This is a genomic window from Pseudomonas sp. PVC-5-1, assembly GCF_057444345.1.
On sequence record NZ_CM172024.1, the window covers coordinates 1,464,699 to 1,491,060 of the forward strand.

Annotated in this window: 20 protein-coding genes; 1 reads left to right on the forward strand and 19 read right to left on the reverse strand. The window is 55.2% G+C overall.

Annotated features, from left to right (window positions below; genetic code table 11):
- Positions 1 to 2: 2 nt before the first annotated feature.
- The 7 genes from AC2T3R_RS06690 to AC2T3R_RS06720 form a co-directional block, all read right to left on the reverse strand.
- Positions 3 to 2,141, reverse strand: a complete 2,139-nt coding sequence (locus AC2T3R_RS06690) for a capsular polysaccharide biosynthesis protein (RefSeq protein ID WP_486744813.1) — start codon at positions 2,139 to 2,141, stop codon at positions 3 to 5.
- Positions 2,131 to 2,709 (reverse strand): GNAT family N-acetyltransferase, encoded by a 579-nt coding sequence (locus tag AC2T3R_RS06695; RefSeq protein WP_352230951.1) that lies wholly within the window; start codon positions 2,707 to 2,709, stop codon positions 2,131 to 2,133. The genes AC2T3R_RS06690 and AC2T3R_RS06695 overlap by 11 nt, the downstream gene beginning before the upstream one ends.
- A 4-nt stretch (positions 2,710 to 2,713) precedes the next feature.
- A complete protein-coding gene (locus AC2T3R_RS06700) occupies positions 2,714 to 4,267 on the reverse strand; it encodes an LTA synthase family protein (protein WP_341802419.1) in 1,554 nt (517 codons plus the stop codon).
- 7 nt (positions 4,268 to 4,274) lie between these two features.
- Positions 4,275 to 5,051: an SDR family NAD(P)-dependent oxidoreductase gene (locus tag AC2T3R_RS06705; RefSeq protein ID WP_486744814.1), complete on the reverse strand. Its 777-nt coding sequence runs from the start codon at positions 5,049 to 5,051 to the stop codon at positions 4,275 to 4,277.
- Positions 5,048 to 6,367: a capsule biosynthesis protein gene (locus tag AC2T3R_RS06710; protein WP_367245753.1), complete on the reverse strand. Its 1,320-nt coding sequence runs from the start codon at positions 6,365 to 6,367 to the stop codon at positions 5,048 to 5,050. The genes AC2T3R_RS06705 and AC2T3R_RS06710 overlap by 4 nt, the downstream gene beginning before the upstream one ends.
- Positions 6,307 to 8,328, reverse strand: a complete 2,022-nt coding sequence (locus tag AC2T3R_RS06715; protein WP_486744815.1) for a capsular polysaccharide biosynthesis protein — start codon at positions 8,326 to 8,328, stop codon at positions 6,307 to 6,309. Before AC2T3R_RS06715 ends, AC2T3R_RS06710 begins: the two co-directional genes overlap by 61 nt.
- 265 nt (positions 8,329 to 8,593) lie before the next feature.
- Complete coding sequence (locus AC2T3R_RS06720) at positions 8,594 to 9,670, reverse strand: phosphotransferase family protein (protein WP_486744816.1); 1,077 nt, start codon at positions 9,668 to 9,670, stop codon at positions 8,594 to 8,596.
- A gap of 782 nt (positions 9,671 to 10,452) precedes the next feature.
- On the opposite strand from AC2T3R_RS06720, the gene AC2T3R_RS06725 reads away from it, so the two are divergent.
- The gene (locus tag AC2T3R_RS06725) at positions 10,453 to 11,385 is read left to right on the forward strand and encodes a KpsF/GutQ family sugar-phosphate isomerase (RefSeq protein ID WP_285691234.1); all 933 of its coding nucleotides are present in this window, start codon (positions 10,453 to 10,455) and stop codon (positions 11,383 to 11,385) included.
- A 199-nt stretch (positions 11,386 to 11,584) separates the two neighbouring features.
- On the opposite strand, the gene AC2T3R_RS06730 is transcribed toward AC2T3R_RS06725, so the two are convergent.
- From AC2T3R_RS06730 to AC2T3R_RS06785, 12 genes are all read right to left on the reverse strand, one after another.
- Positions 11,585 to 13,537: a hypothetical protein gene (locus tag AC2T3R_RS06730; RefSeq protein WP_486744817.1), complete on the reverse strand. Its 1,953-nt coding sequence runs from the start codon at positions 13,535 to 13,537 to the stop codon at positions 11,585 to 11,587.
- A gap of 107 nt (positions 13,538 to 13,644) precedes the next feature.
- Positions 13,645 to 14,931, reverse strand: a complete 1,287-nt coding sequence (gene kdsB, locus AC2T3R_RS06735) for a 3-deoxy-manno-octulosonate cytidylyltransferase (protein ID WP_486744818.1) — start codon at positions 14,929 to 14,931, stop codon at positions 13,645 to 13,647.
- A gap of 28 nt (positions 14,932 to 14,959) precedes the next feature.
- Positions 14,960 to 15,802 carry a 3-deoxy-8-phosphooctulonate synthase gene (kdsA, locus tag AC2T3R_RS06740; protein ID WP_486744819.1) on the reverse strand — a complete coding sequence of 281 codons (843 nt, stop codon included), beginning with the start codon at positions 15,800 to 15,802 and terminating at the stop codon, positions 14,960 to 14,962.
- A gap of 4 nt (positions 15,803 to 15,806) precedes the next feature.
- Positions 15,807 to 17,432 (reverse strand): hypothetical protein, encoded by a 1,626-nt coding sequence (locus tag AC2T3R_RS06745; RefSeq protein ID WP_486744820.1) that lies wholly within the window; start codon positions 17,430 to 17,432, stop codon positions 15,807 to 15,809.
- Positions 17,426 to 18,268: an FkbM family methyltransferase gene (locus AC2T3R_RS06750; RefSeq protein WP_285690104.1), complete on the reverse strand. Its 843-nt coding sequence runs from the start codon at positions 18,266 to 18,268 to the stop codon at positions 17,426 to 17,428. The genes AC2T3R_RS06745 and AC2T3R_RS06750 overlap by 7 nt, the downstream gene beginning before the upstream one ends.
- A gap of 53 nt (positions 18,269 to 18,321) precedes the next feature.
- Complete coding sequence (locus AC2T3R_RS06755; protein WP_486744821.1) at positions 18,322 to 19,707, reverse strand: glycosyltransferase; 1,386 nt, start codon at positions 19,705 to 19,707, stop codon at positions 18,322 to 18,324.
- The gene (locus tag AC2T3R_RS06760; RefSeq protein ID WP_285690108.1) at positions 19,698 to 20,720 is read right to left on the reverse strand and encodes a hypothetical protein; all 1,023 of its coding nucleotides are present in this window, start codon (positions 20,718 to 20,720) and stop codon (positions 19,698 to 19,700) included. Before AC2T3R_RS06760 ends, AC2T3R_RS06755 begins: the two co-directional genes overlap by 10 nt.
- A 44-nt stretch (positions 20,721 to 20,764) precedes the next feature.
- Positions 20,765 to 22,177 (reverse strand): mannose-1-phosphate guanylyltransferase/mannose-6-phosphate isomerase, encoded by a 1,413-nt coding sequence (locus tag AC2T3R_RS06765; protein WP_285690110.1) that lies wholly within the window; start codon positions 22,175 to 22,177, stop codon positions 20,765 to 20,767.
- Positions 22,178 to 22,205: 28 nt separating this feature from the next.
- Entirely contained in the window at positions 22,206 to 23,297 is a 1,092-nt protein-coding gene (locus AC2T3R_RS06770) for a polysaccharide biosynthesis/export family protein (RefSeq protein WP_285690112.1), read from the reverse strand.
- Complete coding sequence (locus AC2T3R_RS06775) at positions 23,290 to 24,396, reverse strand: KpsE/RkpR family capsule polysaccharide export protein (RefSeq protein ID WP_285690114.1); 1,107 nt, start codon at positions 24,394 to 24,396, stop codon at positions 23,290 to 23,292. Before AC2T3R_RS06775 ends, AC2T3R_RS06770 begins: the two co-directional genes overlap by 8 nt.
- A gap of 55 nt (positions 24,397 to 24,451) precedes the next feature.
- Positions 24,452 to 25,105 carry an ABC transporter ATP-binding protein gene (locus AC2T3R_RS06780; protein WP_280044990.1) on the reverse strand — a complete coding sequence of 218 codons (654 nt, stop codon included), beginning with the start codon at positions 25,103 to 25,105 and terminating at the stop codon, positions 24,452 to 24,454.
- 13 nt (positions 25,106 to 25,118) lie between these two features.
- Positions 25,119 to 25,910, reverse strand: coding sequence for an ABC transporter permease (locus AC2T3R_RS06785; RefSeq protein WP_280044989.1), 792 nt, complete (start codon positions 25,908 to 25,910; stop codon positions 25,119 to 25,121).
- Positions 25,911 to 26,362 lie beyond the last annotated feature (452 nt).

The following is a 26,362-nucleotide window of genomic DNA, read 5'->3' on the forward strand; positions in this document are numbered from 1 at the left end:
TTCTAGTCCTTTGATGGGGCCAGTGGCCGGCCGCAGCCGAGCATGGTCCGGGTGTAGTTGAGCAACGGCGCCACCCGCCGGTGCGCCAGCCAGTGCACCGGACGGGGCGCACTGAGGCAGGCGAGGGCGTGCCAGGCATCGCAGGGCAAGTCGTGCTGGGCGTCGGCATAGCTCGCATAGCGCAGCAAGGCGCCGGCTACCAACTGGTCCAGAGTCAGGCGCCGGGTACGGCGCGGTAATGGCTGATGGTCCTGGGTCAGGCCCCAACCGGCATAGAACGGCGTGCCGTAGGTGACCACTGGCATACCGCGCAGCAACGCCTCGAAACCGGCAGTTGAACTGAGCGTGTGCAGGGCGTCGACCTGGCCATACAGCCCGGCAATATCCACCCCCGCCAACACTTGGTCGGCCAGCCCGGCCAGCTGCGCAGGGGCAATGGCGCCGCGCCGTTTGCCGGCTTCTACATCCGGGTGTGGTTTGTACAACACCCAGGCATCCGGCAGCTGCGCCCGTACCTGCTGCAACAGGCGCAGGTTGCACCCCGCACCGCCACCGCTGCACAGCGCCGAGGCGTCGTCCTCGACCTGCCCCACCACCAGCACGCGCGGCTGGCCCGGGCGGCCTAGCAGGGTTGGCCTTGCACCGCTGCGCAAGTTGAACTTGCTGGCGCCGCTGGCCACGATCTGCTGCCGCAGCCGTGCGGCTTCGGTGAGGGTGCCGGCATCGAAAACACCGTGTTGCAGCAACTGCTCCAGGTCACTGGGCGACTGAGCGTCGTAATGAATACCCCCACGGTCCAGCACCAGCGACAGCGCCGGGCTGTTGGTGGCGCCCAGCCCTGTTGAACGCAAGAAGCCGTCCTCGACCCGCCACAGTGGCACACCCGCCTGGCGCGCACGTTCCGCCAGGCCGGCCGGCTCGCGCGCCGCCCATACCAGCAAGCGGCCCTGCTCGGCGGCTACCTTGCTGACCAACTGCGGGTCGTCGACGCTGAAGCGCAACTGCCCCCAGCGGCTGGCAAAAAAGCGCCGGATGTTGTGCTGTTTGTGCCGCTTCACGCCCAGTACCGTCGTCGGCCCGGCAAACGCCGCGTCGCGGGCTTTCTTGCTGGCCAACTGGCGGGCCACGGTCAGGGCATCGGTCAGCTGGCCGGTCAACGGGTCGACATAGCGGCAATAACGCACATAAGCTGCCGCCACCAGTTGCACCAGGTCTGGCCGGGCCTGCCGGCGAGGGATGGCCATGCGGTCATCGGTGAGCCCCCAGCCGGCATAGAACGGTAGCCCGAAGCAGGTGACCGGCACGCCCTGGATCAACGCCTCCAACCCGGCCTGGCTGGTGCCCACGTACACCCGCCGGGCACGCCGGGCCAGTGACGCCCAAGCCACCGGCCGCGCCTCCAGCGTTACCCCACGGGCCCGCGCCGCATCCAGCAGGCAGCTGGGTTTCTGCCCGCCCAGGCAGTCAGGGTGAATGCGCACACGTACGTCGGCGCCCGGGTTTTCTGCCAGGGCCTCATCCAGCATGCGCACATAGTCGGCTTCGCACAGCCCACCACCCGGGATCGAATAATCCCCGGCCGTCTGGTCCACCACCAGCACCAGCGGCCGCTCGCGGCCTAACGGGTCATCGGCGGGTAGGTCCTGGGCATTGTTGTACTTGCCGATGCCACTGCTGCGCATCAAGGCAATCAGCTCGCGGGCACAGCCCAGCTCATAGGCGCTGAGCGTTTCAGGCTGCTGCAGGATGTTTTCCAGCAGCGAAGGCCGGTCGGCCAGGTAGTGGATACCCACCGGGTCGACCACCATGGACATCGGCGTATCACCCTCGATACCCAACGAGGACGAGCGCAAAAAGCCGTCTTCCAGCGCAATGTACGGCAGCCCCCAGCGCTGGCAGAGCACCCGGGCATGGGCCGACGACTGCTTGTAGCCGATACCGGCAATGGCCTTAAGCCCCTTGGGCGCCTTGCGGCCACGGCGCCACAGCCAGAAGGGCGGGCCTTCCGGGCCGAGGAATTGCGGCAGATGCAGCACCTTCCAGGCCACCCACTGCGACATGATGCCGACCCAGCCGGGGCCGTCCACCAGCGCTTGTGGCGGTGTGAAATGGCCGGTGTTGGCTGGCGACTCAGCGCTCATGGCACACCGCCCGCCACATGTTGCGCACCGGCGGGAATGGCACCCAGCGTTTGCGGCGCAGGGCGAAACCATTGTGCAGGTACAGGCGTTGCGCGCGCGGGTTGTTCAGCGGTACTTCCAGCTCGACCTGGGCAAAGCCCAACGCAGCGGCATGCGCGCAGCACGCCTGCACCAGCGCGGCGCCCACGCCCTGCTGGCGCGCGGCCTTGCTGACCCGCAGCCCGTACAGCAGGAATGGGTAGCGCCACTCGCGCAGCTCGCTCAGGCAAAAGCCGACAAACCGCACCCAGCCACTGAGCAGGCCAAACTCCCGAATGAACGGCCGCCAACGCATGGCAAACGGCCCGCGCCGGCCATGCTTGACCGCCGCAAAGCCCAGCGCCTGATCGCCATCGAATGCCAGCAGCACACGGTCCCAATGGATAGCCGCCCCCAGCAGGCGATAGCGGCAGGCAGTATTGCCGATCAGAAACGCCAACGACCCACGCCCCTCGGCCAGCAAGCGGGCCAAGGCGGGGTCTGCGGCGCGCTCCGGCGCCAGGTCCGATCCCAGCACGATACGCACCACGTTGTCAGGCTACCCCGGCGGTGGCCACGGGCGCCTGGCGGCCCGCCACAGTCGCCTGGGCGTGGGCCAGCAAGGTGCTGGACAACTGCTGCACCGCCAGTGCACTGGCGCGGCAGCCCGGCTGGTGGCGGTTGGACCAGACCAGGTAGTCGGTGTCGCCCGCCGGGGCACCGATTGCCTGGTACACCTCAGGCAAGATCGGCACATGGTCACCATAGAAGCACAGCAGCGCCGGCTTCGGCAGGGCCAGCAGCGTTTCACGCAGCATGCCCAGCATGCGGTCGGCGTTGCAGATATGGCGCAGGTAAGGGGCCAGGTCCTGCATGCCCGGTTGCAGCGGGCGGTCGAACCAGGCAGGCAGCTCGTGTGCCGCCACGCTCTCCAGATGCAGCGGGCCGTGGTTCTCCATGGTTACCGCATGGATAAACAGCGGCTGGGTACGGCCAGGTGCCTGCAGCAGCTCGCGGATTTTGTCTGCCACGGCGCAATCACCAATGAACGGCCCGGCTTTTTGCGAAGCATTGAACGCCTTTACATCGATGAACTCATCGAAGCCCAGCGCCGGCAGCACCTTGTTGCGCCCATAGAAGCCACCGTCGTAAGGGTGGATGCAGATGGTGCGATAACCCTGTGCCTTGAGCCTGGAGGCAATGCTGGGCAGGCCCCGGCGGGCGAGCACGCGGTAGGGGTTGAAGCGGTGCACCCCAAGCCGCCCGGTGGGGATGCCGGTAAGGTAGGCGAACTCGGTACGCACCGTATTGGCGCCCCAGGCTGCGACCTGCAGCTTGCCCCGGGCTAGCGCCTGGCTGGCCAGCAGATCGTACTGGCCGAGCACTTGCTGGCGCACGCCAGGCCACAGGTCACGCACATCGAAGAACGACTCGCTCTGCACCGAGACCAGGTCTGGCAACGAGCTTGCCGGGGGCTGGGTGTGCTGAGCCGACGCATTCGCAGGGCAAGCGGCCTCCACCGGCTGCCCCCCAAACGGCGAACCCAGCGCCTCCCGATCCACCGGCGCCCGCGCTGCCCAGAAGTACCGCCACAAACTGGCCGCCAAGCCCCAGCCTCGCACGTCCCGTTCGGCATCAAAGCTCGGTTGCACCGGCCGATGGCCCAGACGCAACAAGCCCAACCCGACCACCAGCGGCAACAGCGCCGCAAGCCGCGCGCCCGGTACCTCAAAGCTCAGGCCCGCCCAAAGGTAGACCAGAAAGCCCACCGCCAGCATTGCCGCCTTGGTAAGCCCGAAAAACGGCAGATACAAGCGCGGAAACTTCACTGCATCGCTGAAATATTCAAAGTCTGCACACACAAACGGCTCGCGCAGCGAGTGATACTTCGCATTGCTTACCAGCACGATCAGCAGCCACAGCAACAGCAGGTTGACGCCGCTGAACAACGGCCGCGCCGTCAGCGCATACAGCAGCCCAAAGCCGACGCACCACAGCCCGGCATGCAGCATCCAGCAATCGGCCGGGCGGCGCAGGGCAGGGCGCGGGTGCAGCAGGCGCTCGACCGCCACGGTCAAGCCAAGGCCGATCACTGCAACCGGCAACAAAGAAACTTCAATCACTGTACTTCAGCCCACGCAGGATCATCGAAGAAAGCCACTGCGGGATAAGCCCCAGCAGCCAGGTGCCCAGGTTGAGCGGGAACGGAAAACTGATACGTGCCTGGTTCGCCGCCAGCCCGCGCTTGATGCGCCGGGCCGCTTTTTCGGCGGTCCACAAAAACGGTTTTGGCCCGGGCATTTCGAAGCACATCTTCGACTCCACATACCCCGGCACAATCACATTCACTTTCACCCCTTCCGGTGCCAGCCAGTCGCGGATGGCCTCGCCATACACGCGGATGGCAGCCTTGCTGGCGCTGTAGGTAGGCGTTACCGGCAAGCCGCGCCAACCCGCCAGCGAGCTGAACAGGGCGATCTGCCCATTGCCACGGCTGCGCATGGCCGGCAAGGCAGCCTCGACGGTGGCCAGGGCGGCCAGCACGTTCACTTCCATCAGGGCGCGGCTATCGTCCCAGACTTCTGCTTCGCCATTGGCGCCCACTGCCGTGTTCAGCCCGGCACCGACCAGTACCAGGTCCGGCTGATGCTGCTCGCTGACCCGCCGCACCATCGCCCGCAGGGCGTCCAGGTCGCGCACATCGATGGCTTCGAGCAGCACCTGGGCACCCAGGGCGCGGCACTGCTCGGCCATTTCGGCCAGGCGCTCGTGGCGCCGGCCTTGCAGGATCAGGGTTACGCCCGGGGCCGCATAGGCCGGCGCCAACGCGCCGCCGATACCGCCCGTGGCGCCGGTGATGAGGATGCAGCGGGGAGAGGCATGCGAACTCATAGGTACTTTTCGATTCTTGAGGTTTTCGCCATCAGCACTTCCAGGCAGTTGGCCACGGCCATGTCCATGCCACAGGCGGTGTAGAAGCCGCCGTTGACCTGGGTGGTGTGGATGACGGTGTTGCGGAAGCGCTGGAACAAGGTGTTGTCGGGCGCCTCGGGCTGCTGCCAGAAGTCGTCCAGCCCGCCCTGATGGGTAAGCCCCGGCATGGCATAGATCGGCTCGGCCAGCGTGCAGGTCGGGCGGTGGTGCAGGATAGCCGAGGCCCCTGCAGTACTGTTGACGGTGATCATACCGGTAATGTGCGAAAGCAGCGTGGGCATGTGCCCGCTTTCCATGAAGTCGACACGCTCGGCCACGTCATACTTGCGCGCCAATTGCTCGGTCACCTTGCGATAGTTGATCAGCCCCGGCGTCAGCGGATGGTTTTTCACCAGCAGGCGAGCATCGAACGGCGCGTTGAGCGAGAACGAGTCGATCACATGCTCGATTACCTGGGTCATGTTTTGAAACGGCGAGTGATCGCGAATTTGCGCATCGCTGTCCAACTGCAAAGGCAGCAGGAACGTGGGGTGCCGCTCCCGGGCCACTTCTGCCACCAGCGCGTCATCGTGCACACGGGCCCGCAGCAAGCGCACGCCCTGGCGAATGAAGCCGGCGTACTCCATGGCAGCGTTGAACGGCGCATGGGTGCGGTAGCGCGGGAAGCACAGCCGGTTTAGCGCACCGCCTGCGTGGTACAGCACATCGTGCGTGGCCCGGGCGGTGAACGACAGCTTGAACGGGTTGCCATTCTGGTAGCGCGGAATGTGCTTGCCCACCTCGCGGTACCATTGTGGGTCACGTGGCAGGCGCGAGTTGTTGTTAACCCCGTCGCGCTCCAGCGTCACCCAGTAGGGCCGGAAATAGCCTTCCTCGAACACATGTACGCGAATCCCCGACAACCGCGCCAGGGCCACGGCCGGGCGGTGCACCGGGCGGCAGTCACCAAACAGCACCAGGTCGGTGATGTCGAGCTGGCGGAATACCTGGGCATACCAGGCCTCCATGTCTTCGGGGCGATGCGGACAGGTCAGTTGCGCGCCACGCGGGCCGTACAGGGCATCACCGACATTGAAGCGCACGCTGTGCACCCGCTGGCCGATATCACGCAGCCCTTTGGCAAGGCGGCTGAAGAAGGGCGAACTGACACCCTGTAGAAACAAAAAGTTGTGAGACGGGATACGCAGCAGCGGACCACGCGTCGCCCTTGCATTCAGTTGGTCAGGCGCTTCATGCCCAACAAACTGCTCAAGCGTCGTTTCAAGTCCTGCCATCGGGAGGGAGCTCCAGGCTGCGGTAAGGCGTGCCAGTTTTGTAGTTCGTATAAGGTTTGTTCGGCGGTGGTGAAGCGGTTGGTCACCAGGCTTACATAAGTGGGGTACAGCAGCAGCGTGCCCGCCACCAACTGGTCCAGCGTCAGTTTCCGGCTGCGCCGCGCCTGTACCGCTGCTTGCAGGTCGAGGTCGCGGGTCAGCCCCCAGCCGGCGTAGAACGGTTGGCCATAGGTGGTCACCGGTACTCCGCGCAGCAGGGCCTCGAAGCCCGACTGCGAGGTCAGCACATGCAATTCGTCGACCACTTCCAGCAACTGCTGCAGGGGTGTATCGCCGATCACTTCATCGCACCAATGCACGGTTTGCGCTTCGTCGTCACCACGGGCGCGGGTACCGGCCAGTACTTCAGGGTGGGGCTTGTACAACAGCCACGCATCAGGGTTTTGTTCACGCACTGCGCGCAACAGTTGCAGGTTGCTGCGGATACGGTTGCCACCAAAGCGGATGGACGCATCGCCCTCCACCTGGCCAGGCACCAGGATTACCCGCTGCGCATGCTGCGGGCGCTGCCAGCGGCTGCCAGGCAAGTTGTACTTGGTCAGCCCTGCAGCGCAGATGGCCAGGCGCAATGCCTGTGCACGGGCCAGCAACTGCGGGTCGAATGGCTCGTCGGCCAGAATGCGCTCCAGGCGCGAAGGCCGGGTGGCGTCGTAGTAGATGCCCAGGTCATCGACCACCCAAGACAAAGGCCGCGCCTTGCCGGCACCAAGGCCGACCGAGCGCAGAAAGCCGTCTTCTACCCGATTGACTGGCAGTGGGTGGGCAGAAAGATCAGTGTCGTGCTTGCAGCCCCAGGACACTACCGGCACATCTTGCGCCAGCGGTTGCTCGGGCTTGACGAAGCGAATGGCCGCGCCATTGAAAAACAGGTTTGCCAGCGGTTCTTTCCAGCGGCTGAACCCCAGCATTTGTACGGCGCTCGGCAACACGCTGCGGTGCCGCCGTTGCAGCCCCAGCCAGTTGATCAGCACCTCTGGCGTGCAGGGCTGACCGCGCTCCGGGCACACATAGCGCGGGTAAGCCACCAGGCTGGCGTGAATCAGCTGTGCCAGGGGCACTGGTTTACGCCGCGCGGGCGCTGGCAAACGGTCATCGGTAAGGCCCCAGCCGGCATAGAAGGGCATACCCCAGGTATGCACCGGCACGCCCCACAACAGGGCGTCGAAGCCCAACTGCGAGGTCATCACGAATACCGCACGCATGCGCGGCAGCAAATCGGCTGGGTGAATATTGTGCGCCAGTACCTGCACGCGCGGGTTGTTGGCCAGTGCCGCCAGGTCGAAGTGCCCGGCCTTGCGACCGGCCACCACGTCAGGGTGCACCTTGAGCACGATGGTGCTGTGCGGGTAGCGTGCCAACGCCGCATCCAGCATGGCCCGGAAGTCGTCGACGCTGGCGCCCTGCAGCGAAGCATCGCCACAGGTCTGGTCTGCCACCAGCACACAGTCTGCTGGCAGCGCGGGCAGCTCGATGCGTGCGTCGTTGTATTTGGACACCCGTTGCTGCTGCCACAAGCTACGCAACGCCAAGGCGCGCTGGGTTTGTTCGGCATCTAGGGGCGTGGCGATCAGTTGTTCGAGGCGCGATGGCTGGCTAGCGTCGTAGTAGACACCTACGTCGTCGACGATCAGGGATAGAGGCGGTTCATCTGGCCCCAAGCCTAATGATCGTACGAACCCATCCTCAAGTGTAACTACTCGCTTACCTGCCTTGCCTGCTTTAACAATTGCTTTGATCGCGCTCGGCTTACGTCCCCAGGCCATCACGCAATCTGCTTGAGCTACATACCGCACACCACCATATTGCAGCGCGTAATCGGGCAGCAGGGCGGGGAGGGTACTTATGCGCTGGGCGCCTTTTGACAGGACCAGTAGGCGAGGGCGAGGCGAAACTTCATCCATAAATGTGGAACGGTATCCATTCAACAAGGGGCGGCAGGGGCCAGTAGCCCTGCGGGTCCGGTGGAAACGAGAAGGGAGGAATCTTAATACAAATTCAGTTTTGTAGGCGTGCCGCTGGTAAAAAAACGCAAAAAGAAATTAGACAATCCGCGCAAATGCTGAGGTATGGCATCAAAATGCTATCCATACTTCGCAAACTCCCTAAAAGCGGCTGCAGCGTGCCCACGTCATAGGTGCGGACTTGCTAGCGAACCTGCCAAGTCTTCTACCCATAATCTCCAATCTGCGTGCCTTCCATCAGCCCTAACAAATACGTGTATTTCTCCTGCAGCAATGCCATACGGTCTCGCTCTCGGTACTCCGCGACCGTCTCTGGACGCAGGCAATGAAACAGTGCTGTGAGCAGAAACATGTAACGCAAGTTCTCCAACGCTTGCTCTGCATCGAAACGCTCTGGCAAGGCTGCACGGTACGCCTCGATAAACTCAGCCTGGGCTGCCAGGAACACCTTCATGTCTTTGCGTCGGAACAGGCTGCCAAGGTAGGCTCCGCCGTCGAATCCTACCCGCCCAACCTTCACCTCGCTCCAGTCGATCAGGTGCAACTGGCCCTTGTCGACGAACAAGTTCTTGCGCAGATAATCCATGTGGCTGATGCAGCGCGAACTGCGTCGGGCTCTGGCTGCCAACTTGCGAGTCAACGGGACAAAGGCTTTGAAGCGCTCAGCTAGGCCGGCGAACCGATCATCTTCGAGCCCGAGTCTTTCCAGTGATGGGAGGCAGCGGGCGAAGTTAAAGCGCGGTCGTAGCAGAAACCAAGGCCTGTAGAAGTCCATGCTCCAGAGCAAAAGCGCCTTGGTCCACGGTTGTGAGTGAAGATAGCTATGGCTCAGACTTTCCAGTTCGGCAATGCCCAGTGCCAACTGCTTGGCAATTGCGTGCATGTGAGGTGGTTTGCCGCGTACGAATTCAGTGAAGACCAAGCTCTCCCATGGTGTCTCGATCACACCCAGGCAAGAGGGGTAAAGGAAGTGCGTGCTGCCCGCTAGCATGCCTTCGGAGCGATGAAAGCGAGCTTCCTGACTCCCTATGAATGCTACCTTGCGAATGGACTTTTCCACAATCTCCACGGGCAGCCCGGTGCAAGGATCCAGGAAACGATGGTGGCGCACATAGTTTACGAACGACGCGTTTGCCCCCAGCGCTTCACTACTGATCTCCAGTGCCTTCCCGTACCATTGGGGCTTGAGCGCCCGCAGGTGATCTTCGAGAGAGGCGGGTTGCCAGCGGTAGAGTGTTTTGCTGGTTATGTGCTGGCTCGTGGGGGGGGTCGTTACATCCATGTTGGCAGTGCCATACGTCCAATTTGAAGCTGCGAAAGGGGGATATGCTGCTGTATGAGAGGCCTGCGCACAACGAAAAGTTACAACAAGGCATTGATTTGGAAGGGGCGAGGGGTGAATCTCCTGTTGCGAGGGCTATCCCGGGTGTGAATTTTTCTGCGAGTTCTGGCGAGCCTCTGGGCGTTTTCTCACCCCATCACGGTGCCTTGAGCCTTGAAGCAAGGCATAAATCAAGGCATCAAAAACGGAAGCGAGTAGTAGCAGTGTTGAATCGCCAGATAGCTGTAGATGCGGCGCGCTTCTGCTTGGGGAGCTGCCAATCGGTTGGTGTGGTAGGGCGCTAGTTGTGCGTAGGATGGAAATCTAGATTGCAAGTAGTCCTGGGGCTTTAGGGCTCTATCGTGCCAGCTGCCATGGCGGCATTCACTTATACATTTCCGGATCTGTGCATCGGACTCGTGCCGAGTCGAGCCCAAGCCTAGGTGGCGGGCTATCAGGTAGGGACGCCCAGACGTGTATTGTTCGAGGAGCGGGGTCTTGCTATGGCTAAAATCAACTAGCTGTTGGATGCCGAAATACTCACGTGCAATGAATGCAGGCGGTAGGAGTGAAGTTGATATCACAATGCCATGAGCGGTGGTGAGGCTGCCTATGCCGTGCTGCTAAGTAAGAACCGCCGTCAGTCAGATTGTTCACAGATGGCCACCCCGCACTTTGCTTCCCGTTACAAAAACCTTAACATCCGCGGTTTCGCACATATTCAGCTGTCGTCAGGGACGAAAATGAATCACCTCAGCATCGCTAAAGAAGCCCTCATTGCCCAGGCTCAAGCCGTTACTCAGCTGGCCGATCGCATTGACGGCGAGTTCCAAAGTGCCGTTGAACTGATCCTCGGCTGCCAAGGCCGCACCGTGGTGTGTGGCATGGGCAAGTCTGGTCTGATCGGCAAGAAGATGGTCGCCACCTTTGCTTCCACAGGCACACCCAGCTTCTTCCTGCACCCAGCCGAAGCCTTCCATGGCGACTTGGGCATGCTCAAGCCGATCGATGTACTGATTCTCATCAGCTACAGTGGCGAAACTGAAGAACTGATCAAGCTGATTCCTAGCTTGAAGTCGTTCGGTAACAAAATTATTGCGATGACCGGCAATGGTAAGTCCACTCTTGCCAAGCACGCAGACATCTGGCTTGACATCTCGGTTGAGCGTGAGGTTTGCCCGAACAACCTGGCTCCGACCACTTCGACTCTGGCGACCATGGCCATGGGCGATGCGTTGGCTGTAGCGCTGATCGAAGCAATCCAGTTCAAACCGATGGACTTTGCTCGTTACCACCCCGGTGGCAGCTTGGGCCGCAAGCTGCTGACTCGTGTGTGCGATGTCATGCATTCGCCCGCTCCTGTTGTTGCTCCGTCTACTAGCTTCCATGATTGCCTGTTGGTCATGACCCGCAGCCGCTTGGGTATGACGGTAGTAATGGATAACGACAAGTTGGTAGGCATTGTTACTGACGGGGACTTGCGTCGGGCGTTGTTGGAAGATGAGAGCATTATTCAGGCCTCGGTTGATCAGTTCATGACTGCTAGCCCACACACTATTTGCGAAGATTCACAGCTTTCAGAGGCTGAGGCCTATATGCTGGACAACAAGATTCGGGCGTTGGCTGTGACTGACGCTGAGGGGGCTGTTGTAGGTGTAGTAGAAATTTTCGATTAAGTCGCTGTAGAAAAGCCGGGTCCTGCCCCCGGCTTTTCTAATGCGCTTAGACTCTAAATCTATTTATGCGTATTTTGGGGGTAAAAGTTGGGCTCACTGGGTGCCAGTGAGCTGGATTTTTGAGGTCTAGAATTATAGATTTACTACCTCTGAGCCTGGCTGTGCTTTGTTGGCTAACCCAATATAGGAGTTGGAGAACTTAATTTAGGTGGGCGGTTATAAGTAGTTCACCCTGTTCTTCGCTTAGAATTGCGCCGGTTAGCGAGATGGTGTTTGTCGAGATTTTTTTAACGCCAACATTGAAGACGGGATAGCCTGCACCTTTCCAGTACGATGAGATTTGAATGTCCTTTATTGTCGGGATGCGCCAAAGCTTATGCTCCAGTGTTGTTTCATCTAATTGTCCGGATTTAGAAACTTTGATGCTCGCTGACGCTCTAGCCTTGTTGTAAAACCTTTTCCTTTCGGACAGAATTTCTATTGCCCATGAGCCGATGTTGTCCAGTGCGATAAAATTCTTATTTGAAATTACTGAGTCCGTTGCGCTGCCTTTTGCTACGCCCTCTAGCGCTATTTGACTTTTTCGTAATTCGATCAAGCCGCTCAAGACGGTGCCGCGCATATTTTTCCCCAGATTGAGAATTCCGCGGTCGCAATTATTCAGATAGACTCTGTCGATTTGCCAGTCTCTTGAGCCGGCTTCAATGGTGATGGCTGTACCGGTGGTACTGTCGTCGCTTCTTACGTTTCTTAGATCAATGCTTTGGTAGTGGCCGCCAATATTATTTTTGCCGATCCTTAATCCGTTGCCGGCAATAAATCTATTGTCTACGCAATCGATTCGGCCAATAAATATTCCCGTATCATCATAAATAAAGTCTCCCCTGCCTTTGGGTGTGTTGCTAGTCCTTCTAGTGGAGACATGAAGTATGGATATTCTTGATTTGCTGCGTCCGGCTTGGGCGTCGAAACGAATTTCAAGATAAGGTAGGGTTTGGTTGTTATGTGAGAAACTGTTTTGCTGAAGAAGCAGGCTGGAAATTGAGCCGTATGCAGAGCCCTCTATTAATGCCCCTCCCCAAGAAGATGATGTGATGATGCAATCAGCATGAAACCTAGTGTTTTTTGCAACGTACAGTGACCTTCCGTAAATAGCTCCATTCAGATTTGCATAAGATATTTTGCATGGAGATTGAATGCGGACAGAATGTATTTCCTCCCCTGGGAACAATAGGGATTTACGATTTGGTGGGGGAGGGGCTGCGCGCGAGGTCCAGCCGCAGTAATTAGTGCTCAGGTTCCAGATGGGGATGTCAGCAGGGCCCTCAAACACAAATGATTCATATAGAGTGTCAGAAATATTTATGTTTTTTATGTCGTAGGGTGCGGCTAGCGATAAAGGACTGCCTTGAAGGGGGGCGCTTGAATCCTGTGTATTTCTGAATGAGTTAACTAGGCTTTTATTGAACGCTAATCTGATGCCAACTCCATTGATATTATGGACTTGTAGCCAGCCAATTTGAAATCTATGTGAGTGGATTTTTAGGCCGTACGTCAGGTCTTTTTCTGACGAGGGAAATATTTTCTGGTTTTGGGCGTTTCCGTCAATGATGATGCCATCAATACCTCCATCTAATGTGTAGTTATTGTCCGCCCCACCTTTCCATTCTTTCCAATTGTCAAAAGAGTCGCTTTCAATAACGCTACAGTTTGCATTGTCCATCAGTGTGATTTTGCACTGGCCCTGCGCGCCCTTTAAGTAGGCCCCTCCTTTCCATACAAGTGGCTCAGATAGAACTATTTGAAGGTCCTGCAGATCTATCACTGTAGGCTGGTTTTTTGCTTTGTCTAATTCGCTTTGCAAAATGGCCCAGTCGATAGACTGCTGCAATGAGTTAATGAAGGGGAAAGCGTTCTGCGCATCTTGCAAGCTTGAGTATTTTTCTGAGAGGGCATGGTATCTACCGTCGCCGATTAAGCCTATCTGACTTCCAGTTTTTATTTGAGCGATGGCAGATGAAGAGAGTTTGCTATCCAGTTTCTTTTCTGTTTCGGGTGCCAAGGTTGACGCTGTTACTAGCCCGCTACTGGTAGCTGCGACGCCAAGAATTGTGGTGCCGAGGAATTTTCTACGTTCGAGAAGTAAAGGCATGCTCACGTATCTCTGATGGGACTAAGTGAGTAGTTTGGATGTGGAAAGTTAGAAATAGTTCAGATTTTATGAGGGTGTGTGGCAGCTTGTGCGCTGCCACGCTCGGTTTATTGCGCCATTTTGTTCATGACGCTTGCATATCCTTCTGCGGTTGTGACTGTTGCCATCTTATCTTGCGCAAACAAAATGGCATCAGCCACTTCGCGGAAAGCTCCAGTGCCACCCGAGCTATTTAATACGCGCGTTGCAGCAGATTTCACGTACAGAGGTGCATCCGCTACAGCAAATGAAATGCTACAAGCTGCAAATGCTGGTAGATCGATGCAGTCATCACCAATACAGGCAGCTTGCTCAGCTGTAACACCTGCCTCGGCGATCAATTGTTTACAGGCTGCTAACTTATCTTTCACGCCGAACTGGCAGAGCGTAACACCTAGATCAGAAACCCGTTTCCGCAAAGTCGCAGAGTCTCGACCAGACAAGACTGCTACTCGTACGCCATTTTCTTCGAGAAGGCGCATTCCCATGCCATCGCGAACATGAAAACGCTTGAGACATTCTCCGGTGGCGTCGTAGTAAATGCCGCCATCTGTCAAAACGCCATCCACATCGGTGATAACCAGTCGGATGTCTGCCAATGAGGGTTTTGCTGAAGGAGATCTACCTTCAATCAGTGCTCGCACCTGCTCCAGGCACTCCGGTGTGTCGACGCCCGGACCAGTCGGTTCGACTACATAAGCACGAATACAGTACCCGGCAGACATCAAACGCAGTTGCTCCAGCTTCTCTGCATGTTCCATCATAGGCTGCTGTAAAGCTGTGTACTCAGCTAGTACTTCCCGACGATATGCGTAAACGCCAACATGCTTCAGATAGGTGGCTGCGCTGCTGTCGCGGGGATACGGGATGGGCGAGCGGCTGAAATACAGTGCGTTGCCATTATTGGCAAGCACAACCTTGACGGTGTTGGGATTCATCGCTTCGGTCGCGTCAATAGTGTGGCACAGTGTACCAACGCTGACGCTGCTATCGAGTAGCATCCCAGCAGCCAGGGCTTCAATATCCGCTGGTCGTACCAGTGGTTCATCTCCCTGTAGATTGATGTAGATATCTGCATCAATCTGGGTCATGACTTCTGCAAGACGATCAGTACCAGATGGGTGATCTGCTGAAGTCATTACGCATTCACCACCAAAACCGCGAACGGCATCGGCGACACGTTGATCATCAGTAGCAATGACTACGACATGCGCATTAGAAACTTGGAGCGCACGTTCGTAGACGTACTGAACCATCGGCTTTCCAGCAATATCGGCTAACGGTTTACCTGGTAACCGTGTAGAGCCGTACCGGGCCGGAATAATAATCGCAACCCGTTGGGAAAAATTTGCCATGTTCACAATCCTTGCTTTCAGCGCTTCCTTACGAAATTTTCAGAGCAGGGAAGGATTTAATTAAATCGTCTAGTGTTTTGATTTGAGCCAAGAATGGCTCAAGCTTCTCTAGTGGAAGTGCGCTTGGTCCATCGCATTTAGCCTCATTCGGATTAGGATGTGCTTCCAGGAAAAGACCAGCGAGACCAACAGCCATACCTGCACGCGCGAGGTCGACAACTTGCTCGCGGCGGCCACCCGAGGCGGCGCCAGACGGGTCACGATTCTGCAATGCGTGAGTTACATCGAAGATAATTGGCAGATCTTCGCAGGTGCGCTTCATAACGCCGAAGCCAAGCATATCCACAACTAAGTTGTCATATCCCATGCATGAGCCGCGATCGCACAGAATAAGTTTGTCGTTTCCAGCTTCCTTGAACTTATGCACGATATTTTGCATTTGTGAAGGGCTAAGAAATTGTGGCTTCTTAATGTTCACTGGCTTATTAGTTTTGGCCAGTGCAACTACCAAGTCAGTCTGCCGAGCCAAGAAGGCTGGAAGTTGTACTACATCAACGACTTCAGCAACTGGTGCGGCTTGATAGATTTCATGAACATCAGTGATGATAGGGACGCCAAATTCAGCTTTCACTTTCTCGAAAATACGCAGGCCTTCTTCCATGCCTGGCCCGCGATAGGAGTGAATGGAGGAGCGGTTAGCTTTGTCAAAGCTGGCTTTAAATACATATGGAATGCCCAGCTTCTCAGTGACACGTACATACTCGGCGCATGCAGTAAGAGCTAAATCTTCGCACTCAAGTACATTGATGCCGCCAAACAAAACAAACGGAGCGTCGTTAGATACAGAGATGGCGTCGGTAATTTTAATCATGTCTTTATTCACTTGTGACAAAAATTTTTTTTGTGTACGAGAGGTGATTTTGGAACGCAGTTGCACTGGGGGAGAGGTCAGCTGCTAATTGTGCATGCTTGATCGCTCTGTTGGCGTCTTTAAGGTCAATCCAGATGCGGCTGGCCTGAACATGCGTCCAAGGTGAGTCTGGGTCTATGTTGAAAGTTTCTTCGAGGTTGGCAATCGCCTCGTCATAGTCCTGAGTATTTCGCAAAATGTTAGTGTAGTTGTTTCTGAAGCTGATATTAGTCGGATCACCAATTACTGAGATCTTGGCATGATCAAGTGCAGCGCCGAAGTTTTTTAGTACGCTATAGGTGGCGCTTATTTGGAAATTCAAGTTTGGGTTGTCGGGCTGAACTTCATGAGCCAGAAGCAAGGTTTCAAGAGCGGCTTCAGTCTTTCCAATCTTGCGTTGGATATCACCCAAATTGATCAAGTAGATTATGTTAGACGGGTTCAAAGAGACTGCTTTACGAGCGAGATCCAGTGCATCGTCCAGCTTGCCTGCACGCGCCAGCTGTTTGCTTGTTATGAAGTTGTCTTTTGCTCTGCCAGGCTCTGGGGTGGCGGCTTCTTTTCTCTCTTTCAATAAATCCTGAAGATGAAAGCTAGTGTGCCAGAGGGTGTTGACTACCTTATAAAGTTCTGATGTTTTATCGGAAATGGCAAAGTTGTTTGTGTTGAAGAAGCTTAGAGCTAAATCAAGTATGAAGTACAGTACGGATTTGTTGTCGGTGCTGTTATGCCCACCAGGCGTAGAGTAAAGCCAAGTGAGGATATTATTGCTTGATGATAAACCATACTGCGCGTTATGGCCGACTTGGCTGCAGAACGGCAGGAAGTGATCAGAGCAATCGTCGTGGGACAAGGCGTTTTGAATCACAAAGTACTTAGATGACTTATTCTTGGCAACGGCTTCGCCGGCAAAATTTCGCAGGCGTTGATCGTGAACTTCCAAGTCAATGTTGGTGTGCTCAGTAAAGCTATTTGCAGACCCCCACTTAAAAAGCTGGGTTTGGGGGTTAATTGAAATAGCGAAACTATCAGGGAGGCGGGCAGCCAACTGGAGAGCGGCATAACCACCGCCCGAGCTACCATAGAATATGATTTTTGCAGCATTGATCTTTTTTTGTACAGCTTTGACGATGTTTAGCGTCGATTCAAGGTAGTCTACGTCGCTAGTGCCGTAATACCAACCAAGGTTTAGTGTCTCATATTTGTAGAGCATCGGATCTTCAATGAAAAGCGTGCTTCCATTGAATAGTTGATGCCAAGACCATCTGCCGAATCGAGGGATTGGCGCGAAGCTGTTCAGATCCTCGCCGCGGGAACCATTGAGGAAAACATACAAATATTCGGTATCGGGCTTTTCGTGGAATAGGCAATCAAATCTAGCCTCGCCTTGCCAGATTCTGAAACGACCGTTGCCGAGCGTCGATTTCTCAAATTCGTTGAGTGTATCGTAAATTAGCTCTTCAGATTTAATGATTTTTTTGTCTGCAAGCTTGAATATTTCATTCTTTTCAAGTTGAGTGAAGATATTTTCAAGTTCGTTCGCGTCACATTTGCCGATTTCTGTGAAGCGCAGCTTGTTATCTTTCAGCATTGATAAGTCTCGCTTTTCATAAGCAGGGATACAGACGCAAGATCATTAGTAAACAAATAAGTTGGGCTGGTTTTTATTGCGTTAGGGCTAATAGGTTCGTCAGGAGATTGTAATTTAAGATCGTATGATTTAGAGTCCAAGTAGACCCTGTAGCGCAACGGAAAGCGATCGCCCAAAACTTTGTTTATTTCTTCAGTGCCAGTGTACGATTCGAGCACAATTGTACGCAGACTTCGACGACTCAGAAGCTTTTTTGCACCAATTAATACCTCTGTCTCAAGGCCCTCGACATCGATCTTTATGAAATTAATATCGCGGTCAGAAAAAAAATAATCAAGTGGTAGTACTTTGCTTCTCTGTTTGCTTGGCTGGTCGCCAAATACTTGAGGGAAAAGCTCGATCATTTCATTTGAATATGTCGACCCTTGATTATGGCTTGAAGAAATAATAATTTCTGCTTGGGCGCGGGTAGACGATAGTCCGAAGTTGTGAGCTACGATTTTATCGGTTTGTATTTGGGAGAGTCTATTAAATAGCTCTTTTACAGGTTCAAAACAGTATACTTTCTTTGCGCCAGCGGCAATCATCTGAAGTGCGGAGAAGCCAATATTTGCTCCGGCATCAATAATGAGGTCGCCAGGCTTTATGAAATTCTGAAAGAGAAATTTGTCAATATCTGCTTGCGGGTATTTAATACCTGCAGCACAGTTTGCAGCATACTGTCGCTCGTGCTTGTTGGTAAGATGAAGGCTTAGTTTTACTTCGCCGATTGTTATTGTAAATTCACCCTCGGTTTTGATCAGAGGTAGTAGTTGTTCTGTTTGATCATTTGGCATCTATCTAGGCCTTGTTTAATTGACATCCTCCTTCGCTAGGAAGGAGGGGTCTATCAAGAAACTTGACCGTTTATATGCTGAGCGAGGCGGTCGAAGTGAGATTTCCACTGCCACGGAGCGTAACGCGTCACATCACTGAGCGCAACCTCATATTGTTGCTTGATGTAGTACGCATCCAAGTGGGAGTGGAATTCATCCACGTTGTTAAACTCAAAGAATCGGGCTGTATTTCGCGTTACTTCCCTATGTGCAGCCACGTCAGTAGCAATCACTGGCGTGCCGTAGCTAAGGCTTTCGGCGAGCGGCATTCCCCAGCCTTCTACCTCCGCTGCGGTTACATAAGCTTTTGCCTGGGACAAAGTAGTTTGAATTAGTTCGTCGCTAGCACCGCTTATGATTTCGATATTGCTTTTTTTAGCTAGCTTTTGGAGTTCGCTTAGTTCTTTGTCCTTCAGCCAGCCAACTTTACCAAAGATGATCAGCTTGTCTTCTTTGACCTTGTTTGGATTCTTTTGGCAGTAAGAATCCCAGGCGCGAACTAGCCAAAGATAATTTTTTCGCGGCTCAATTGTCCCAATTGAAACGAAGTTCTTTCTTTGGTTGGCCGCAATTACCGATTTTTTGGTTAGCTCTTGAGATCCGATTTCGAGCACGCCTGCAACTGAAGAGCTACCATAGAGTTCTTCGAATTTTTCTTTGGTGTAGAACGAATTCGCAAAAATTAAATCTGAAAACGCTGCCATGTTGTCCATTCGGACTTTATGGGTTTTGTCTGTGCCTTCGACAAATAAGTGAGGATGCGTCATCGGCAACAAATCGTGAAGGTAAAGGGCGACTTGAACGCCATTCGCCTTCACATGCTCAAATAGTGCCTTTTTCTCGAGTCCAGTATGGCCCACATTCAGGTAGCATGCTCTCTCGAATACTTTGTTCCAATGAATGCCTGTTGGAGCATTAACGGTATTCGCTGCCTCAAATTTTTTGAGGATTTTATCGTGAAATAAAGCTACGAAGAGCGTGGCAATACTGCTAGGGACCTGCGGAGCTTTCTTTTTGATGTAGTCGGCTTCAGATCTGACTGCTGACAGTCTTTCCTTGAATGTTTTTCCTTTAAGCTCCCTCAGGAACTTAACGGTGCCGGTCGGCTTTGGCATTGGTTTTAGACGCAGCGATTTAGCCCACTCTTTAATTGAATGCTCAACTCTGGGGTCTTCCTCGCGACCTTTTTCCCAGCGCTCGGCCAAATATGCTACTACCATTTCTACAAGGTAGCGGGGGGCGCTGAAAAGTTCATTCCTTTTTTGATAGGCAAAAAAGTGACCCTTCTCGAGCGAGTTTTTTGCGTACTCGAACTCAACACGGTCAATGCCTGTCGGCGAGGATGCATTAACCCTGTTGAAAATTCGGGTGATATCTAAGTAAATCATGGTCAGCCCCATGACAGTCCTGATGCTGTGCGATACGGAGTATTAGGGAGCGGGTAAACCGGTGCAGGACATTCGGCACCCTTCAATACGTATTCCCAGAAGCGCTTATCAATAATGTTGCTCGGTAGAATATTGTACTGGCCAAGTGCAATTTCTTCTCCAAGGATCGGGAACAACTCTGGATTCGGTAGGAACTTTGTTGGCTTGCAACCAAAGTAGGCGGCTTCGTGGCAAATACCGGAAGAAAGTGCGCAGAGGCGCAGGCCAGAGATGCTCAGCAAGTCATAGGTTTCTGTAGGGATGACCTTACCTTTCATTTTTTCCAGGGCGGAAGTAAGTGCGCTGGACATTTTTTCGTGTGGGTGATGTTTCAAGTAAAGGTTCTTAGGCTTCATTTCGTCGAGTGTTCTTTCGAGCGATTGAATGATGTAGGAGTCATCAATAATTTCGCCGTTCTTGATTCGCGACGAGTCGACTGCAATTTGTGCGAAGAATACAAGGCCTTGTTCTGGGTTCATGCGGCGATGGTAGCGACGCGCGGCACGTGCTTTCATCAGGCCAACGTTCTGCTCAATGTAGTCGCGTGTTGGTGCGACCGACTTCAGTCGGCTGTGAATTTGCGGATCGTTTGTCGCAGCTGCGAGGAAGTAGTCAGGAGCGAACCGAAGCGGGTGCGTGCAGAGGTTGATGTAGCGTTTTCCCGCTTTATCAATAGCTTGCAGCTGAGCTCTTGACAGTTCGTAGCCAATTACCAGCTCCGAGGAGCACGACTCTAAGAAGAAGTCGTGAGCGATCGAAATTCGCTCAAGATTATCGTACAGGTAGGCCCAGCTATGTTGGTTCATAGCCATACCAGATGCTTTGTAAACTGACTCCACACGGCGGATGTTATCGGAGGGTTCTACAGACGAGTTGTCTACCAGGCCAGTGGAATACAGGAAGTTTTGCAACCAGCCAGCATTGCGAAGAAGAACGCCGTTGTCGCCATCTTTGTTACGGAACCAGTCGAGCACTAATTTGTTCAAGATCTTTCCCTGCTACGGATCTAAGGCTTAAAGTGTGAGTTGTGTTAAGCGGTGATACGGCCGTACCGATCTTCAAATCGCACGATATCATCTTCGCCGAGATACGTGCCTGATTGAACTTCGATCATCTCAAGTGGGATTTTGCCCGGGTTTTCAAGGGCATGGACCACTCCCACTGGGATATATGTGGATTGGTTTTCTGTCAGAAGAACATCTTCGCCGCCGATGGTGACTTTTGCTGTGCCAGTCACTACGATCCAATGCTCTGCGCGATGATGGTGCATCTGTACAGATAACTTTTGCCCTGGTGCGACAGTGATGCGCTTCACTTGATAGCGTGTGCCATTATCAATCGAGTCGTATGCACCCCACGGCCGGTAAACCTTCCTATGGTTGGTTGCTTCTGAGCGTTTGCTTTTCTTGATCCGGTCAACTAGCAGTTTTACGTCTTGCGCTTTTTCTTTTGAAGTTACCATCACAGCGTCAGCGGTTTCGACAACTACAACGTCATCCAAACCAAGCACGCTTACCATACGATGCTCAGCATGCACGTAGGCGTTGCGAGTTGCTTCCAAGATTACATCGCCTTGGGAGGCGTTGCCCTCTGCATCTTTGTTCGTGATTTCCCAGACGGCTGACCAAGAGCCCACGTCGTTCCAGCCAGCATCTAGAGGCAGCACCGCAACCTTGTCAGAGCGTTCCATGACGGCGTAATCGATGGAAATATTCTCTGCACACCCGAATGCTTCTGCATTGAGTCGAGTGAAATCCAGGTCACTTGTTGCGGTTTCAAGAGCGGCCTCGACAGATTGAAGAACCTGTGGAGCGTGAGCGCGCAACTGCTCCAGCATGACTGACGCTTTGAAAAGGAACATACCGCTGTTCCAGTAGTAGCGTCCGTCTTCCAGATAGCCTTGCGCCGTCTCGAAGTCAGGTTTCTCGACAAATGCTTCTACTGGTTGTGCAGATTCACGCTTTTCTGCGACTCGAATGTAACCATATCCCGTTTCAGGTTTGTTGGGTACGATTCCAAAGGTCACGATATTACCGTCGTTAGCGGCTATGGCACCTGCTTCAAAAGCAAACTGCAGTGCTTCGATATTATCGATGGCATGGTCAGCCGGCAGGACCAAAAGTAGATCGTCTTTGCCTGTGCTGAGCGCCTTGACTACAGCTGCCGCAATAGCCGGAGCAGTATTTCTACCACAGGGCTCAAGCAGAATAGCACTTGGCGCCACGCCCAGAGCCCGACACTGTTCTGCGACAAGAAAACGATGGTCCTCGTTGCTCACGATGATAGGAGTCAGCGAGATGCTATCGATCTTAGCCAAACGCATCAGCGTAGATTGGAATAGTGAGTGCTCACCACCAATGCTGAGGAATTGCTTTGGATGCATGGCACGTGAGAGTGGCCAGAGGCGAGAACCAGAGCCGCCAGAAAGTACGACGGGGATCATCTTAATTTCCCTATTGCCGATGAAAAAATTATTTATAAGCGCCGGTGGCGCGGCCGAGCAGCATAGTCTGTACGATTGGAGAAATTACTTTCTGCCACTCGTATACAGCTGCGTTTGTTACGTAAATAGTGTCATCAGGCTTGATGGCAATCTGTCGTGCATAAAACACTGCAGCCGGATCGCGCATGTTCAGACGAAGCACGGTTGGCTTCGCATTAGTACCGCTCGCCATGCGGAACACGAATACGCCTTCCGGGTTGGCATTCGCTTCACGCAAGCCGCCTACGCTGCCCAGTGCATCCAGCAAGCTGGTGTTTTGGCTTGGAAGGTCTTTCAGGCCTGGCTCTGCTACCGCTCCCATCGCTACAAAGCGCTGACGTGCACGATCAAGTACTACTTCCGAGTTCGGGCGCAGCACCATGTTGTTGCCCGAAAGCACATCTTCATAATTGAACTGTTGTATCTGGGTACCAGTACGCACAGTCACGTTGACCAGGTGTGGCTCCATTACAGGGCCACCTGCCTGGTTGACAGCATCCAGCAGGGTTAGTGGGCCTTGCAGGGTGCTGAAGCGCCCAGGGGTCTTGACTGCGCCGGCAACCAGCACCGAGCCCGACAGGTCGCCGACAAGCTCAACGTGTGTCTGCACGTCAGTTGTGATGCCCTTTAGCTGGCGGCGAATCATGGCCTCGACCTCGTTGAGGGTCATGCCTGCAACGAACTGACGGCCCACATAAGGGAGCGACAGCATGCCCTGAGCGTCAATACGCGACTTCAACTGGGTGCCGCCGGTTGCCAGAGGGGCAAACAGGGCGGACTCTGCCGGAGCGGTGTCGGCAATCAGCACATTCAAGGTGTCGCCTGCCGCCAGGCGCACTTCAGGTGGCTGCGGCTTGGTCACTGTAGCCAGCGAGGCGCGTGGTGCGCCTGCCAGATACGGGCCAATGGTGCTGGCGTTGATATCCACGAGGTTGTAGGCCTCGTTCTTGTCTTCAATCGTGCCCTTGTATGGCCCGGCACCGGACATGGTGCCGCCACAACCCGCCAGGCCCAAGGTCGCCAGCGCCAAAGCAGCCAGTTTCATATTGAATGTCTTGGAGACAGCCAGGGATTTAATCACGATGATCCTCGATCGAAGCCAGAATGAAGCGCGTGATGCCATAAAGCATCAATAGGCCGAGCAAAATGGTTGCTAGGTTGTACCAGCGCTCCGGGTAGAGAGCGAGCTGGGGGGTATTGGGGCTGACTACGGTCACCAGAGTGCGAATCTTCTTGCTCGCTTCAACGCGGGCATTGTCCAGCGCGGCAACAGCGGTTTTGTAGGTTTCCTCGGCGATGCCGGCGTCCAGGGTCAGTTGCTGGAAGCGCGAAGCGATCACGTTTGCCTGCGAGCCTTGCGGGGACGAAACCAGCAAGCGTTTTTCTTTGGCCAACTGATGGGTGATGGCTTCCACCTTCTGCTTCTGCTGACGGACTTGGGGGGCGTCAGCGCGCAGCTTGAACGACATCTCGGTCAGTACGGCCTGTTCCTTGGTGTACTGGCTTTCAAGGTCGGCAATGATGGTTGCACGGCTCTGTGCGGAGTTGCCGCCATCCAGCACCTTATTTTCGTTCTGGAAGTTCAGCAGCTGGGTCTTGCGCTTGGAGTAGTTGGCGCGTGCGGTCTCCAGTTCGCCTTGGGCAAATTTCATCTGCTCACGGGCAATGTTGTGGCTGACTTCGTTGACGAAGTGCTCGCTGGCCTGAAGGATGACGCGCAGCATTTTCTCGGACAGCTCAGGGGTGAATGCCTGAACCTCGACGCGCAGCAGGCCGGTGGTTTCGTCGTAGTGGGCCGAAACCATGCGCTGGTAGTACTTGAGCAGGTCTTCGCGTGGGGCGTCCTTGTCAAGCCAGAAGAACACGTCGCTGCGCTGGGCGGCAAATTGTTCAATCCACTGCACCTTGTCTTCAAGCAGCAGCATCATGTCCATCGAGGTGATGTACTCGCGCAAGTAAAGGGTCTCTTCCCGCGAGGCCGGGTTGGTGCCGGTCAGCAAGGTAGCAAGGCCGGGCATCTGCGCGCCTTGATTGTTGCCATCCTGGCGTACCACCACCTGGGCGGAGCTGACAAAGCGGTCAACGGCGAAGATGCCGTAGTAAACACCTGCCAGGATCATCGGCAAAACCACCATGGCGATCGCCAGGCGCCAGCCCTTCTTTTTACCCGTACTGCTCATAGTTGGATGCATCCTTGAAGTCGAACGGTGCTGCTTAAAATTGGGAATGGATTGATTAGCTGCTGTAAGCCTTGATGCCTTCGGATACGTCGTCGTATACCTGGATTTCGCCATTGCGCACCAACAGGACCACGTCGCAGAGTTTTTCGACTTCGGACATGGTGTGGGTAACCAGCACGACGTTGGACTTCTGCAGTTTTTCCTGGAAAACCTCGTTGCACTTGCGTTTGAACTGCGCATCACCCACCGACATAACTTCGTCGATCAGGTAGTAGTCGAAGTCGAATGCCATGCTCAGGCCGAACGCCACGCGTGAGCGCATGCCCGAAGAGTAGGTTTTGATCGGCTCGTCGATCCAGTCACCGATTTCGGCGAATTCCTGGACGTAGCGAATCTTCTCGCGCATCGCTTCGCCGGTTGCACCATAAATGCGGCAGACAAACTTGATGTTGTCGCGCCCGCTCATGCTGCCCTGGAAGCCGCCCGTCAAACCGACCGGCCAGGAAATGCTGCGGTCAGTAATGATGGTGCCCGAGTCGGGCACGTCTGCGCCGCCAAGCAGGCGCATGAGCGTGGACTTGCCGGCACCGTTGCGGCCGATTAGCCCGATGTTCTTGCCTGGCGGGATCGCCAGCGACAGGTTGCGGAAGACATACCGACGGCCATGGGGCGTGAGGTACGACTTGGTTACGTTTCTGAGCTCGAACACGTTTGGCCTGTACTTAACCGTTCTTGGTGGAAATCAGGTGCATCCTGCGAGCGCGGTAGGCGCCCAAAGATAGGAACAGCAATACCAGGGTGAAGCTGATCACATAGGTTTCGGACACGCCGTCGACCGGGGTGTAATGCGGCAGTACCTCGGCACGAATCAGTTCGAGGATGTGCAGGAACGGGTTGAGCAGCAGCACCGGCATCATGGCCTGGGGCAGGTAGGATGCAGGTATCAGCACCCCGGAAATGAAGTACAGCGGGAAGAAGGCCATGCGGATGACAATCTTCACGCTGGGAAGGGCGTGGGTGACCAGGGCCAGCAGCATGCCGAGGCCAAAGGCGAACAGCAGGCCCAGCAGCAGGGTGGCAACCCATTGCAGCGGGCTGTGGATCGACATGTCGAAGCCGGCCCAGGCAAAGCCGAATACGAGGATGGCGTACACCGTTACTGCAATGCAGGTTTCTACAATGACGCGCGCAATGTAAGTATCCAGTGGTTTGATCTGCTTGTAGCCGAACAGCGAACGGTTTTCGCGAAGGCTGTCCATCAAGCGCAGAGCGGTATTGCGGTAAAGCAGGAAGGGTGCCATGCCGACTAGGATGAACACCGGGTATTCAACGCCGGATACTGTGCGGCCACGGAGCATTGCAAACAGCAGCGAGAAGAGTAGGAGGTGAACCAGCGGCTCCAGCAGCATCCACAAGGCGCCCAGGCGGGTGTCGCCAACACGTGCGCGCGCTTCGCGCAGGACTAAAGCGAAGATGACCGATTTCTGGATCTGTAGAGACGAACGAGCTTTCAAGATGGCGACCGCAAAGCAATGCAGCGCGCCTAGGCACGCCGGAATTCATCTTCAGGAAAGCTCGCCGTAAGGCGATTTCAGACAGTTATTCCGGAAACTTCCCTGTTCTAAGGGGCAGAAGGGTAAGCGTCAGAGGGCATAAGCGTCAAGCGAAGCGCTGTATATGTGTTCGAAAGTACTAATCCATTAGCAGTCTTCGAGACAAATTGCATTGATAAAATGATGGCACAATGATTTCACGCTGGGAAGTAGTGTGCCGTCCGATTTTCTACGGTTTGCAGCTTACGCTGGGCGCGCAAATGCGTAGGTGAACGGGTTCACATTGCGTGGCAAAAAGCGTTGGTACTTGCTGGTCATCCGCTGACTAGACGGTCTCCTGCCGGAAATGCAATTGAGCGTACGGCATGCGGTGACGGGGTAGTCCGTGGGCTGCGTGGCAGCCCCGGAATGTC

Excerpts from the sequence above, each read along its gene's own strand:
- AC2T3R_RS06690 (WP_486744813.1), bottom strand. The coding sequence starts at position 2,141 with ATGAGCGCTGAGTCGCCAGCCAACACCGGCCATTTCACACCGCCACAA.
- AC2T3R_RS06705 (WP_486744814.1), bottom strand. The coding sequence starts at position 5,051 with ATGAGTTCGCATGCCTCTCCCCGCTGCATCCTCATCACCGGCGCCACG.
- AC2T3R_RS06710 (WP_367245753.1), bottom strand. The coding sequence starts at position 6,367 with ATGGCAGGACTTGAAACGACGCTTGAGCAGTTTGTTGGGCATGAAGCG.
- AC2T3R_RS06715 (WP_486744815.1), bottom strand. The coding sequence starts at position 8,328 with ATGGATGAAGTTTCGCCTCGCCCTCGCCTACTGGTCCTGTCAAAAGGC.
- AC2T3R_RS06720 (WP_486744816.1), bottom strand. The coding sequence starts at position 9,670 with ATGGATGTAACGACCCCCCCCACGAGCCAGCACATAACCAGCAAAACA.
- AC2T3R_RS06725 (WP_285691234.1), top strand. The coding sequence starts at position 10,453 with ATGAATCACCTCAGCATCGCTAAAGAAGCCCTCATTGCCCAGGCTCAA.
- AC2T3R_RS06730 (WP_486744817.1), bottom strand. The coding sequence starts at position 13,537 with ATGCCTTTACTTCTCGAACGTAGAAAATTCCTCGGCACCACAATTCTT.
- kdsB (WP_486744818.1), bottom strand. The coding sequence starts at position 14,931 with ATGGCAAATTTTTCCCAACGGGTTGCGATTATTATTCCGGCCCGGTAC.
- kdsA (WP_486744819.1), bottom strand. The coding sequence starts at position 15,802 with ATGATTAAAATTACCGACGCCATCTCTGTATCTAACGACGCTCCGTTT.
- AC2T3R_RS06745 (WP_486744820.1), bottom strand. The coding sequence starts at position 17,432 with ATGCTGAAAGATAACAAGCTGCGCTTCACAGAAATCGGCAAATGTGAC.
- AC2T3R_RS06750 (WP_285690104.1), bottom strand. The coding sequence starts at position 18,268 with ATGCCAAATGATCAAACAGAACAACTACTACCTCTGATCAAAACCGAG.
- AC2T3R_RS06755 (WP_486744821.1), bottom strand. The coding sequence starts at position 19,707 with ATGGGGCTGACCATGATTTACTTAGATATCACCCGAATTTTCAACAGG.
- AC2T3R_RS06765 (WP_285690110.1), bottom strand. The coding sequence starts at position 22,177 with ATGATCCCCGTCGTACTTTCTGGCGGCTCTGGTTCTCGCCTCTGGCCA.
- AC2T3R_RS06775 (WP_285690114.1), bottom strand. The coding sequence starts at position 24,396 with ATGAGCAGTACGGGTAAAAAGAAGGGCTGGCGCCTGGCGATCGCCATG.